Origin of the sequence: Bradyrhizobium guangdongense, from assembly GCF_006483445.1 — a bacterium.
Classification (GTDB): domain Bacteria; phylum Pseudomonadota; class Alphaproteobacteria; order Rhizobiales; family Xanthobacteraceae; genus Bradyrhizobium; species Bradyrhizobium guangdongense_A.
The window spans coordinates 1-11,965 of the sequence record NZ_PPPT01000086.1 but is presented as its reverse complement, the minus strand read 5'-3'; the positions used below and the strand labels follow the sequence as shown (position 1 = coordinate 11,965).

The 11,965-nt window shown below is 65.4% G+C and carries 10 protein-coding genes; 7 read left to right on the top strand and 3 right to left on the bottom strand.

All coding sequences use genetic code 11. The annotated features are described in order from the left end of the window. Positions 1-9 precede the first annotated feature (9 nt). Complete coding sequence (locus C2U70_RS12230) at positions 10-2,223, bottom strand: putative bifunctional diguanylate cyclase/phosphodiesterase (RefSeq protein ID WP_349629571.1); 2,214 nt, start codon at positions 2,221-2,223, stop codon at positions 10-12. Positions 2,224-2,687: 464 nt separating this feature from the next. Between C2U70_RS12230 and C2U70_RS12225 the strand changes: the two genes are divergently transcribed. Next, positions 2,688-3,485 carry an adenylate/guanylate cyclase domain-containing protein gene (locus tag C2U70_RS12225; RefSeq protein WP_140978265.1) on the top strand — a complete coding sequence of 266 codons (798 nt, stop codon included), beginning with the start codon at positions 2,688-2,690 and terminating at the stop codon, positions 3,483-3,485. Here C2U70_RS12225 and C2U70_RS12220 read toward each other — a convergent pair. Then, on the bottom strand, positions 3,475-3,918 hold the full coding sequence (locus tag C2U70_RS12220) for a L,D-transpeptidase (RefSeq protein WP_140978264.1): 444 nt from the start codon (positions 3,916-3,918) through the stop codon (positions 3,475-3,477). The genes C2U70_RS12225 and C2U70_RS12220 overlap by 11 nt on opposite strands. A gap of 137 nt (positions 3,919-4,055) precedes the next feature. Between C2U70_RS12220 and mepA the strand changes: the two genes are divergently transcribed. The 4 genes from mepA (at position 4,056) to modC (ending at position 7,338) form a co-directional block, all read left to right on the top strand. After that, positions 4,056-5,000 (top strand): penicillin-insensitive murein endopeptidase, encoded by a 945-nt coding sequence (gene mepA, locus C2U70_RS12215; RefSeq protein ID WP_140978263.1) that lies wholly within the window; start codon positions 4,056-4,058, stop codon positions 4,998-5,000. A gap of 184 nt (positions 5,001-5,184) precedes the next feature. Next, positions 5,185-5,967: a molybdate ABC transporter substrate-binding protein gene (modA, locus tag C2U70_RS12210; RefSeq protein WP_140978262.1), complete on the top strand. Its 783-nt coding sequence runs from the start codon at positions 5,185-5,187 to the stop codon at positions 5,965-5,967. Positions 5,968-5,976: 9 nt separating this feature from the next. Next, entirely contained in the window at positions 5,977-6,672 is a 696-nt protein-coding gene (gene modB, locus C2U70_RS12205) for a molybdate ABC transporter permease subunit (RefSeq protein ID WP_140978261.1), read from the top strand. 3 nt (positions 6,673-6,675) lie between these two features. Further along, complete coding sequence (gene modC / locus C2U70_RS12200; protein WP_140978260.1) at positions 6,676-7,338, top strand: molybdenum ABC transporter ATP-binding protein; 663 nt, start codon at positions 6,676-6,678, stop codon at positions 7,336-7,338. A 102-nt stretch (positions 7,339-7,440) separates the two neighbouring features. Here the strand turns inward: modC and C2U70_RS12195 are convergent, their stop codons facing one another. Continuing rightward, positions 7,441-9,234, bottom strand: a complete 1,794-nt coding sequence (locus C2U70_RS12195) for a potassium/proton antiporter (RefSeq protein ID WP_140978259.1) — start codon at positions 9,232-9,234, stop codon at positions 7,441-7,443. 228 nt (positions 9,235-9,462) lie between these two features. On the opposite strand from C2U70_RS12195, the gene C2U70_RS12190 reads away from it, so the two are divergent. After that, entirely contained in the window at positions 9,463-10,782 is a 1,320-nt protein-coding gene (locus C2U70_RS12190) for a mechanosensitive ion channel family protein (protein WP_246666733.1), read from the top strand. 185 nt (positions 10,783-10,967) lie between these two features. Then, complete coding sequence (gene map, locus C2U70_RS12185) at positions 10,968-11,786, top strand: type I methionyl aminopeptidase (protein ID WP_140978258.1); 819 nt, start codon at positions 10,968-10,970, stop codon at positions 11,784-11,786. The last annotated feature ends 179 nt before the right edge of the window (positions 11,787-11,965 follow it).

Genomic DNA, 11,965 nt, shown 5'->3' with positions numbered 1-11,965 from the left:
CAACCGTGCTCACGCCACCATGGCGTCGGTTTCGTCGCCGTCCACACCGCGTTGCGCCCTGAGCAGGCTGACGATCTCGATATTGGGGCGGGCCTTGCTGAACAAAAAGCCCTGGCCTTCGTCGCAGCCCTCGGTGCGCAGGCAGCTCAGCTCGGCTTCGGTTTCGACGCCTTCGGCGGTGATGGTGACCCCGAGGCCTTTGCCGAGACTGATGATGGCGCGTATGATCGCCTGCGCCTCGCGGTTGGCGCCGAGATCACGCACGAAGGACTGGTCGACCTTGATCTTGTCGAACGGGAAGCTTCTGAGATAACTCAGCGACGAATAGCCGGTGCCGAAGTCGTCCATGGAAATGCGTACGCCGAGCGCGCGCAGCGCATGCAGCGTCGCCAGCACCTGCTCGCTCTTCTCGAGCAGCAAGGTCTCGGTGATCTCGAGCTCGAGCCGGCGCGCCGGCAGGCCGGACTGCCTCAGCGTATCCGTCACGACCGACAGCAAATTGCCGCTATGGACCTGCAGCGGCGACAGGTTGACGGCGACGCGGACGTCGTCGGGCCATTGCGCGGCATCGCGGCACGCGGTGCGCAGCATCAGGCCGCCGATGGCGTTGATCAGCCCGGTTTCTTCGGCGACGGGAATGAACTCGCCGGGCGAGACCATGCCGCGCTCCGGATGCGGCCACCGCACCAGCGCCTCGAACCCGGTGATGCGGCCGCTCGAAAGGTCGATCAGCGGCTGGTAATAGGGGCGCAGCACGTCGTTCTGGATCGCGTCGCGCAGCTCGACCTCGATCTTGCGCCGGCTCTGCGCCTTGGCATCGAGCGCGGCCTCGAAGAACGAGAAGGTGCCGCGCGAGTCGATCTTGGCACGCGACAGCGCCATGTCGGCGCTCTTCAAGAGTTTCTCGGAATCATCACCGTCGGAGGGCGCCATCGCGATGCCGACGGAGGCACCAATCACCACGGAATGACCGTCGAGCAGGAAAGGATTGGCGAGCGCCTCCAGGATGCGTTTGGCGAGCCCCACGGCATCCTCGGGCCGTGCCAACCCGCTCTGCACGATCACGAACTCGTCGGAGTTGAGTCGCGCCAGCGCGTCTTCCTCGCGCAAGGTCGAACGCAGCCGCTTGGCGACGCCACGCAACAGCTTGTCGCCGATGGTGTGGCCGAGCGTGTCGTTGACCGCCTTGAAATTGTCCAACCCCAGCATCAGCACCGCGACCTTCTCGGCGCTGCGGCGGGTGTGCAGCAGCATCTCGTCCATGGTCTGGCGCAGCAGGTTGCGGTTCGGCAGGCCGGTCAGGCCGTCATGCTGGGCCATGAAGGCGAGCCGCGCCTCGGCGCGCTTGCGTTCGGTGATGTCCATCAATGCGACCAGCACCGCGGGCCGCTCGGCGTAGACGAGCTCGCGGGAATAGATCGCGAGGTCGATCAGCGAACCGTCGGCCTTGACGTGCTTCCAGGTGCGCGCGGCCTGCTCCTCGGTGGTGCGGTCGGTGGTCCAGGGCGGCTCGCTCTCGAAAGCCTGCAAGGAGCGGATGGTGAGCTTCTCGAAATCGACGCGGCTATAGCCGTAATGCGCGACCGCGGCGTCGTTGACGCCGAGAATGCGCTCGTCGTCCAGCGCGCAGACGATCATGGGCACGGGGTTGCCGTCGAACAGCAGGCGGAACGAGGCCTCGCGCTGCTTCAACTCGGTGATGTCGACGCGCAGGCCGACAACGCCGCCGTCGTCGGTCCGGCGCTCCTCGATCAGGATGACGCGACCGTCGGACAGCGTCTGTTCGTGCCGCTTGCCTGGCTCATAGAGTTTCTTCAGGCGCTCGGCGATCCATTCTTCCTCGTGGCCTGCCGCTTCCGGATAGTCGCCACGCGCAACGCCGACGCGCAGCGTATCTTCCAGGCGTGCGCCTTCCTCGAACAGATCGGCCGTCTTGCTATAGATCTCGGCGTATTGCTTGTTCCAGAGAACGTAGCGGCCTTCGGGATCGAGAATCACAATGCCCTGGGGCAAAAGATCGATCGCCTGGCGCAGCCGCTCATGCGACTTGCGTGCTTCCGCGATCGCGGCTTCCGCTTCCGCACGGCTCTGGATCAGCGCGTCGGTCTCGACGGGCGAACCATTCCCGGCGTCGGCCTTCTGCGCGACCTTGCGCGTGCGGCCGGCCGCCCAGGCGAGCGACCTCCGCTTTCGTTTCTTGTTGTGTCTTGCACCGATACTCAACTTCAGCCGTCCCACTCGCGTCTTTGGGCGCAAGTTGTCCGACAAGTCTCTGAAAAAACAGTAATCTCGGTCGCGGCGGAGCCTGCGTGGAATACGGGATAGGAAACGTAAATCGGAAGTTTTGTGCCTGTTTGCCGGGCGCAGGCAATCGAGGCCGCGCGCCAGTCCACGCGATCGTTCGCTTTAGGAGATAGATGTGCCGTAAAATTGCGCGCGGCCATGAATGATTTCCGCCGCCGCCAATCCTTGCATGCAGGGTGCGGCTATTCCCCACCCGAACGCACGAATTTTGGTCAATGCTCGGCAGGGTTATCGCAACGTTAAGAACGGCGTTCCGTCGCAAGGACCCTACGACTTTAGGTGCAGGCATGGATCCGGAAAACCGGCAGGTCGTGCGGCGGCGAACCCCCTGACAGGCCGAACGTGGTTCGATATGCTCTCGTCATCGCGGAGGGGACTGCCCGATGTCGACCGAGTCGAATCAATCCAGTCCGTTCTGGCAGGCGGTCTTTTCCGGCGAGCATCCCGAGTTGCGGCGCGGCCGGAAGCTGCTTCGCCTGGCATCTCCGACAGCCACCCACCGCTGCCGCCTTTGCTATGCGGGCTTTGACGGCTTCACCGCGCCGCTGATGCGCGCGCTGGGCCGCGCACAGTGGCGGCGCAACCCAAATCTTTGCGAGAAGTGCGAGAGCGTTCTGTCCGAACAACGCGGCGGCGCAGAACTGGAGATTGCAGTCCTCTATGCGGACATACGCGGATCGACCCAAATGGCAGCGCGGATGTCGCCGGCCGATTTCGCCGCCCGCATGGCGCTATTTTTCCGGACTGCCGTCGATGTGTTCACATGGACGGACGGTATCGTCGACAAGATGGTCGGAGACGAGGTCATTGCCCTCTATGTTCCGACCCTCACGGGATCCGACTATCAGCGGCGCGCGGTCACCGCAGGCCTCAAGCTGCTGCGTTTGACCGGCGGCGCGGAGAACGACGAGAGACGGCTTCCCATCGGGGTTGGCGTCCATTCCGGCAAGGTCTTCGTCGGATCAATCGGAACGGAGAGCGGCAACTATCAGCTCGCGGCACTTGGCGACGCCATGAACTACGGTGCGAGACTTGTGGCCGCAGCGCGGGAAGGCGAACTCGTCATGAGCGAAGCGGTGTGGAAGGCGGTATCGAACGACATTTCTGCCGAGGCGCACGAATACGACCTGAAGGGCTATCCGGCGCCGCAGACCGCCTATGTCGTGAGAGCTAGTTCGTGATCTGGATCGTGGTGTTGCGCGGCCCTTCGCGGCTGACCAGCGCGAACAGGGTCGCGGCGTGCGCAGGATGCAATCGGACGCAGCCATGCGAGGCCGGTCCGCCCAGGCGCGAGATATCGGTCGTGCCGTGGATGGCAAAGCCGTAATAGAAGAAGATCGCGTGCGGCATCGGCGAATTGTAATATTTGCGCGAGAAATAGCGCCGCATCATCGCCTGCGGATGGAAGGTGCCGTTCGGCGTGCCGTAGCCGCTGCGTCCCGTCGACACCGGCCAGTCGTAGCGCGGCGAGCCGTCGACGCTGACCGCCATGCGTTGCGACGATTTGTCGATCTGGACCCGGACGTCGGCGCGCGCGGACGTTGCCGCCAGCCCGGCCAGGACACACGCGCCGAACATGACCCGGCCTATGCGCCGGACAAGAGACCCTGCCATTCCAAACGCCCCGCAGCCTTCTTCCTTGAGGCCATGATTCGTCGCGGCGCGGTTCCTGTAAAGACGCTGTGAGCCTGTGGGCGATCGAAAGCCTAATTCTTAACCCTGAAGCTGCCTTGGGCTATAAGGTCACCAGCATGAGTCCCCGCCGCATCGCCCCTCTCCTGCTTCTGTTTGCCCTGCTGCACGCCGGCACCGCGCTGGCGCAGGACAAGGGCAGCGTGAATCCAAAGCCGCTGCCGCCGCTCGCCCATCCCAACGATCCCAAGCTCGGCGCCCGGGAGCTGTTCGCGCGCAAACTGCTGCCCTCGACCGGGGCTGCGCATGTCATCGGCTCCTACACCAAGGGCTGCCTCGGCGGCGCCGAGCAGATGCCGCTCAATGGCGACAATTGGCAGGTCATGCGCCTGTCGCGCAATCGCAACTGGGGCCACCCGGACATGATCGCGCTGGTCAAGCGGCTTGCGGCCAAGGCGAAGAAGGATGCCGGCTGGCCAGGCATCCTCGTCGGCGACATCGCACAGCCGCGCGGCGGGCCGGCGCTGTCGGGCCATGCCAGCCATCAGATCGGGCTCGATGCCGACATCTGGCTGACGCCGATGCCGGACCGGCGGCTGTCGCGCGAGGAGCGCGAGGAGACCTCGGCGGTGATGATGGTGCGCGAGGACCGGCTCGACATCGATCCAAAAGTGTTCACCGCGGGTCATGTGCTGGTGCTGCGCGACGCCGCGCAGGAGCCGGCGGTGCAGCGCATTTTCGTCAATGCCGCGATCAAGAAGGCGCTGTGCCGCGAGGCCAAGGGCGACCGCAGCTGGCTGTCGAAGATCAGGCCGTGGTGGGGGCACGATTATCACTTCCACATCCGCATGCGCTGCCCGGCGGGAGCCGCCGAATGCGAGGGCCAGCCGTCACAGGCCGAGGACGAGGGCTGCAAGCCGGCCGACCTCGCCTTCTGGTTCAAGGATTCGGTGCTGCACCCGAAACCCCCGCCGACGCCGCCCAAGCCAAAGCCGCCGATGACGCTGGCGCAGATGCCGGCGGCCTGCAAAGCCGTGCTGCATGCGGCGGATGCCAAGCCGTAGAGCACGGATCAGGGCTTTGACCTGATGGGGCGGCCTGTTAAGGTTCGCTCCGCGATATCCCGGGCGACCGTAAGTCGGCCCGGGCTCAACCGGAACAGCGCTTCCGCGGTCGCATCCTGTCTCAACCAACGCCGTCACGCGCGCGTCTATAGATCGCGCCTGCACGCGCGCATGGAGCGCTTCGATGTCCCGCCTGTCCGCATTTTTCGTTGCCTTCGTCGTTCTGCTGGCCGCCGTCGCGCCGACCGCGGCCCAGGACAAGACGATCACCGTCTTTGCCGCCGCCTCGATGAAGAACGCGCTCGACGACATCAACGCCGCCTACACCGCCAGGACCGGCGTCAAATTCACGGTGAGCTATGCCGCGAGCTCCGCTCTGGCAAAACAGATCGAGCAGGGTGCGCCGGCCGATGTGTTCATCTCAGCCGACACTGACTGGATGGACTATGCGACCTCCAAGAAAACCATCAACGAGCCGAGCCGGGTCAATCTGCTCGGCAACTCCATCGTGCTGATCGCACCGAAGGATTCGAAGATCGATCATGTCGCGATCGGTCCGGGCTTCGATCTCGCAAAGCTCGCCGGCGACGGCAGGATCGCAACCGGCGACGTGAAGTCCGTTCCAGCAGGCAAATACGCCAAGGCCGCGCTGGAGAAATTGGGATCCTGGCAGGCCGCCGAGCCGAAATTCGCGATGGCCGAGAGCGTGCGCGCGGCGCTGACGCTGGTGGCCCGCGGCGAAGCCCCGCTCGGCATCGTCTATGCGACCGACGCCAAGGTCGAGCCTGGCGTCAAGATCGTCGGCACCTTCCCGGCGGATTCGCATCCTGCGATCGTCTATCCGGTTGCCGCGACCGTCACGGCGAAGGCGGGGACCAGCGACTATCTCGCCTTCCTGCGCTCGACCGCGGCCAAGACGATTTTGGAAAAATACGGCTTCAAGTTTTTGGTCAGCCCGACCACCTGATCCAGCCTGATGTCCGAGATCACGCCTGCCGAATGGACGGCGATCCTGCTCTCGCTCAGGGTCGCCATCATCGCAACGCTGGTGGCGACGCCGTTCGGCATCGCCCTCGCCTGGCTTTTGGCGCGGCGTGATTTTTGGGGCAAGTCGGTGCTCGATGCCGTCGTGCATCTGCCGCTGGTACTGCCGCCCGTCGTCACCGGCTATCTGCTGCTGCTCACCTTCGGCAAGCGCGGACTGGTCGGCGGATTTTTGGCCGACTATCTCGGCATCGTCTTCGCGTTCCGCTGGACCGGTGCGGCGCTTGCCTGCGGCGTGATGTCGTTTCCGCTGCTGGTGCGCCCGATCCGGCTGTCGATCGAGGCGATCGACCGCCGGCTGGAGCAGGCCGCCGAGACGCTCGGCGCCGCGCCCTGGAAAGTGTTCGCCACGGTGACGCTGCCCTTGGCGCTGCCGGGCGTGCTCGCCGGCATGGTGCTCGGCTTTGCCAAGGCGATCGGCGAGTTCGGCGCCACCATCACCTTCGTCTCCAACATTCCCGGCGAGACCCAGACGATTTCGTCGGCGATCTATTCGCTGATCCAGACGCCCGACGGCGATGCGGCCGCCGGACGCCTCGTCATCATCTCGATCGTGCTGGCGCTGGGCGCGCTGATCGCGGCCGAATGGTTTGCCCGCCGCGCCACCGCGCGGCTGCATGGGAACTGAGCCATGCTGAAAGTGGACGTGCAGAAGCAGCTCGGCGAATTCGCGCTTCAGGCGTCGTTTGCAAGCGAGGGCCGCGTCACCGGCCTGTTCGGCGCCTCCGGCGCCGGCAAGACCTCGCTGGTCAACATGATCGCGGGTCTGCTGCGGCCGGACCGCGGCACCATCGTGATCGACGGCGATGTTGTCGACGACACGGCGAAGGGCATTCACGTGCCGACCTATCGGCGCCGTATCGGCTACGTCTTCCAGGACGCGCGGCTGTTTCCGCATCTCAATGTCGCGCAGAATCTGGACTATGGCCGTCGGATGAACGGGCTCGCCGCCGACCCCGCACAACAGAGCCGCATCGTCGACCTCCTCGACATCGGCGCGCTGCTCGACCGCCGCCCCGGAAAACTCTCCGGCGGCGAGCGCCAGCGCGTCGCGCTCGGCCGCGCGCTGCTGGCCAAGCCGCGCCTGTTGCTGCTCGACGAACCGCTCGGCGCGCTCGACGAGGCGCGCAAGCTGGAGATTTTGCCCTACCTCGTGCGGCTGCGCGACGAGGCCAATGTCCCGATGGTCTATGTCAGCCACGACGTCGCCGAGCTGCGCCAGCTCGCGACGCAGATCGTGATGCTCAGGCAGGGACAGGTGACGTCGTTTGGCGGGGTGAAGGTGTTGGCGTGATGGAAAAGTAGCCCGGATGGAGCGCAGCGCAATCCGGGACAGTCTCGCCCGCTGCACGAACCCCGGATTTCGCTGCGCTCCATCCGGGCTACGCAGCGCGGCCTAAACCCCCGCCACCGAGGTCCACAAATCCGCGAGCTTGCGCCGCAGCACTTGCGTGCGGGTTTGCGGGGGCGGCGCTTCCTCGTCCTCCGGCAGACGCAGGCCGACGACGTTGACGCGGCCGCCGGAGATGCTGCGTGCGACCAGCACGATGGTGTCGAGCGCGAGCTCGGCGCCTTCCTTCGGCGCGCGGTCGAGATGGATGTCGAAGTAATCGGCGAGGGTTAGCTTGGCCGCGTCCTCGCCGACATTGACGCCATAGATCCCGGCGAGCTCGGCCAGCGTATGCTCGCCCGACACCATGAAGTCGCCGAGCAGATGCGGATCGGGCGCCGTGCTCGGCTGCATGTCGACGAAGAAGCGGTCGAGCGACTCGGCCTTTTCCGGCGGCGCCAGGAGATAAATGTAGTCGCCGGGCGCGATCGGATCGGCTTCCGCAGGCGTCAAAATGTTCTCGTTGCGGATCACGAGCGTCGGCTTCGACCAGGACGGGATCAGGCCGCGGCGGAAATAGAGACTCTTGGGCCGCACCGAATAGCCGACGAGCTGTTGCTCGAGCTGGCCGGGCAGATCAAGCTCGACACGGCGCGGACCGCGCTCCGTGCGCGGCAGCGCGACGTGAAGCTTGCGCGCGGCCGGCGCCAGCGTCCAGCCCTGCAGCAGCAGCGAGATGATGACGACGACGAAGGCGACGTCGAAATAGAGATACGCCTTCGACAGCCCCACCAGCATCGGGATCGACGCCAGGAAGATCGCCACCGCGCCGCGCAGGCCGGTCCAGGCGATGAAAGCCTTTTCGCGCCAGTTGAAGCGGAATGGCGCAAGGCACAGGAACACCGCAAGCGGCCGCGCCACCAGCATCAGCACGAACGCGACGCCGACCGCCGGCAAAATGCTGTCGCCGAGCCGGTGCGGCGAGACCAGGAGGCCGAGCAGCACGAACATCACGATCTGCGCGAGCCAGGTCGCGGCGTCGAGGAAGGTGACCACCGAATTATGCGCGCGGGTCGGCCGGTTGCCGATGATGATGCCGGCGAGATAGACCGCAAGAAAGCCGGAGGCGTGCATGATCTGCGAGCCGCCGAAAATCACCAGCGCGGCCGTGGTCACGAACGGCGCGTGCAGGCCCTGCGGCAGCGCCACATAATTCAGCGCCAGCACCACCATGCGGCCGCCGATGACGCCGACGATGGCGCCGAGCACGGCCTCCTGGATGAATTCTGCGATGACGTGGCTGGGCGAGGTCTGGCCGAGCGAGATGTACTCGACCAGCATCAGGGTGAGGAAGATCGCGAAGGGATCGTTGGTTCCGGACTCGGCTTCCAGCGTCGCACCGACGCGCGGGCGCAGGCGCAGGCCCTGGGTGTGCACCAGCAGGAACACGGCGGCGGCATCGGTCGAGGCGATCACGGCCCCGACCAAAAGCGCCTCCGTCCAGTTGAGGTCGAGCGCGTATTTCGCAAACGGCGCGGTGACGAGCGCGGTCACCAGCACGCCGACGGTCGCGAGCACCACTGACGGTGCGAGCACGGTGCGGATGCTCTGGAAGCGGGTGCGCAAGCCGCCGTCGAACAAGATCAGCGCCAGCGCCACGGAGCCGACCAGATAGGTCGTTCGCACGTCGTCGAACTGGAGCTGGCCGGGGCCGGAATCGCCCGCCAGCATGCCGATGGCCAGGAACACGAGCAGCAGGGGGGCGCCGAAGCGGAGCGCGAGCAGGCTCGACAGGATGCCGGCCATGACAAGAACGGCGCCGAGCAGGATAGCGATGCTGACCGAGTCGAGGGAAGCCATCCACCTTCACGTATAAATCTTTGGAAGGGCATCCATATCGTCGCCACACTTCCGCGCCAACCCATTTCTGCCGTTCGCGGCAATGTGCCTTATTTTGCGGGCTGACCGCACTCACGAGCCGGTGTAGCGGTGGCCCGCCCGCGCCGTTTGTGGGATTCTGCCGCGGTCCCTCGAATCACGCCCGCTTCCAACCAGCCCGCCCACGAGAACCTTCCCAGAGACCTGCCCATGGATACGACGACCACGCACGACGTCATGGAGTTTCTGCAGACGACCGCGCGGAGCGTCGGCGCGGAGATCTCCTCGCCCTGGTTCTATCTGCAGTTCGGGCTCATCCTGGCCGCGGCCGGGATCGCCTCGGCCACCCAGGCCGCGGTGCGCGCCAAGGTCGACCTGACCTCGCTCGCCATGGGCTGGCCGGCGCCGCTGCGGCACTTCGTCCGCGTGCTGGTCGGCAGCGCGCAGACGGCTGTCTTCACGCTGCTGGTGATCGTCTCGCGCGTGGTGATGTACCATTCGACCTGGCCGAGCCGGAGCTACCTCCTGATGGTCGCGGCCAAGCTCGGCATCGCCTGGCTCGTCATCCGCCTCGTGACGTCGGTGCTGCGCAATGCCTTCATCGTCAAGCTGGTGTCGATCGGGGCGTGGTTCGTCGCCGCACTCTCGATCGTCGGCCAGCTCGACGGCACGCTCGACGCGCTCGACTCCGTCGCGATCGTGCTGGGCGGCCTGCGGCTGACGCCGCTGCTGGCGATCAAGGCCGGCCTCTTGCTGCTGATCGCGCTGTGGCTGACCAACATCGCCAGCAATTTTGCCGAGAGCCGGATCAACGCGACGACCGACCTGACACCCTCGGTGCAGGTGCTGCTGGTGAAGATCATCCGCATCGGCCTCCTCACCGTCGCGATCGTGATCGCGCTTGGCGCCGTCGGCATCGACCTCTCGGCGCTCGCGGTATTCTCGGGCGCGGTCGGCGTCGGTATCGGTATCGGCCTGCAAAAGATCGTCGCCAATTTCATCTCGGGCATCATCCTGCTCGCCGACAAATCGGTGAAGCCGGGCGATCTCGTCACCATCGGCGACAACACCGGGCGCATCAGCGCGATGAAGACGCGCTACATCTCGGTCGCCGCCGGCGACGGCCGCGAATTTCTGGTCCCGAACGAGGATCTGGTGACGCAGAAGGTCGTCAACTGGACCTATACCGACAAGAACACGCTGGTGAAGATCGCCTTCGGCACCAATTACGACGCCGATCCCCGGCTGGTCTGCAAGCTCGCCGCCGCAACCGCCGCGGCCCATCCCCGCGCGCAGAAGGGCAAGCCGCCGAACTGCATCCTCACCGAGTTCGCCGAGGCCGGCATGAAGTTCTCGCTGACCCTCTGGCTCGCGGACCCCGACGGCATGGACAACGTCAAGAGCGACGTGATGCTGGCGCTGTGGGAGGCCTTCAAGCAGGAGGGCATCCGGGTTCCCTACCCCGTCCGTGAAATCCGCATCCGCGGCGGCGCACTGCCGGTCGAAACCACCGTAGAAGTCCCGAGTTGAGGCGGTTTTTGGTCGCAACGCGGGTCGGATTCTTGTTTTGACGCGTTTTCTTCACGCGAACCGGTACCCACTTCGCTCGAAAACGCTTTGGCCCAGCTTGCATGAAAGCCCGCGATCATTAAATTAGGGCCATAAATCAAGCGTTTCCGCCGATATCGCGCGCCCTGCCAGAAGACCGAGACCTCATGAGCTACGTCGAAGCCACCGATACCTCCCTGCGCAAGACCGGACAGATCAAGCTGCACGGACCGAGCGCCTTCGCCGGCATGCGCAAGGCGGGCGCGCTGGTCGCAAAATGCCTCGATGCGCTCACCGACATCGTCAAGCCGGGCGTGCCGACCTCCGACATCGACCAGTTCGTGCGCGAGTTCGCCTTCAGCCACAATGCCTATCCGGCGACGCTGATGTATCGGGGCTACCGCTATTCGACCTGCACCTCGCTCAACCATGTGGTCTGCCACGGCATGCCCGGCGACCGTCCGCTGAAGGAAGGCGACATCGTCAACATCGACGTCACCTTCATCGTCGACGGCTGGTACGGCGATTCCAGCCGCATGTATGCGGTCGGCCCGATCGCCCGCAAGGCGGAGCGGCTGATCGAAGTCACGTATGAAGCCATGATGCGCGGCATCGCCGCGGTAAAACCCGGCGCCACCACCGGCGACATCGGCCACGCCATCCAGAGCTTTGTCGAACCGCAGGGCATGAGCGTGGTGCGCGATTTCTGCGGCCATGGCCTCGGGCGCATGTTCCACGACGAGCCGAACATCATCCATATCGGCCGCCCCGGCGAAGGCGTGCCGCTCAAGCCCGGGATGTTCTTCACCATCGAGCCGATGATCAATCTCGGCAAGCCGCATGTGAAGATTTTGTCCGACGGCTGGACCGCGGTGACGCGCGACCGCTCGCTGTCGGCGCAGTTCGAGCACTCGGTCGGCGTGACCGCGACGGGCGTCGAGATCTTCACGCTGTCGGAGCGACACGGCGAGAAACAGATCGCCTGATTGGCGTCACGCTTCACACGCGATCTTGCCATCCTGCTCGCCAATGACGATGTCTGGTCCAGGCGACCGGGAGAACAGAGTTGAGCACATCGTCACGCCGCGGCTTCCTTGGATTGGTGTCGGCCAGCGCCGCGGGCCTGTTCGGGACGCGCGCGCAGGCGGCAGCAGCAACGGCGGGT

Bases quoted from the DNA above. Each gene is read 5' to 3' on its own strand.
- C2U70_RS12195 (WP_140978259.1), bottom strand. From the start codon at position 9,234: ATGGCTTCCCTCGACTCGGTCAGCATCGCTATCCTGCTCGGCGCCGTT.
- C2U70_RS12225 (WP_140978265.1), top strand. From the start codon at position 2,688: ATGTCGACCGAGTCGAATCAATCCAGTCCGTTCTGGCAGGCGGTCTTT.
- C2U70_RS12220 (WP_140978264.1), bottom strand. From the start codon at position 3,918: ATGGCAGGGTCTCTTGTCCGGCGCATAGGCCGGGTCATGTTCGGCGCG.
- modC (WP_140978260.1), top strand. From the start codon at position 6,676: ATGCTGAAAGTGGACGTGCAGAAGCAGCTCGGCGAATTCGCGCTTCAG.
- mepA (WP_140978263.1), top strand. From the start codon at position 4,056: ATGAGTCCCCGCCGCATCGCCCCTCTCCTGCTTCTGTTTGCCCTGCTG.
- map (WP_140978258.1), top strand. From the start codon at position 10,968: ATGAGCTACGTCGAAGCCACCGATACCTCCCTGCGCAAGACCGGACAG.
- modB (WP_140978261.1), top strand. From the start codon at position 5,977: ATGTCCGAGATCACGCCTGCCGAATGGACGGCGATCCTGCTCTCGCTC.
- C2U70_RS12190 (WP_246666733.1), top strand. From the start codon at position 9,463: ATGGATACGACGACCACGCACGACGTCATGGAGTTTCTGCAGACGACC.
- modA (WP_140978262.1), top strand. From the start codon at position 5,185: ATGTCCCGCCTGTCCGCATTTTTCGTTGCCTTCGTCGTTCTGCTGGCC.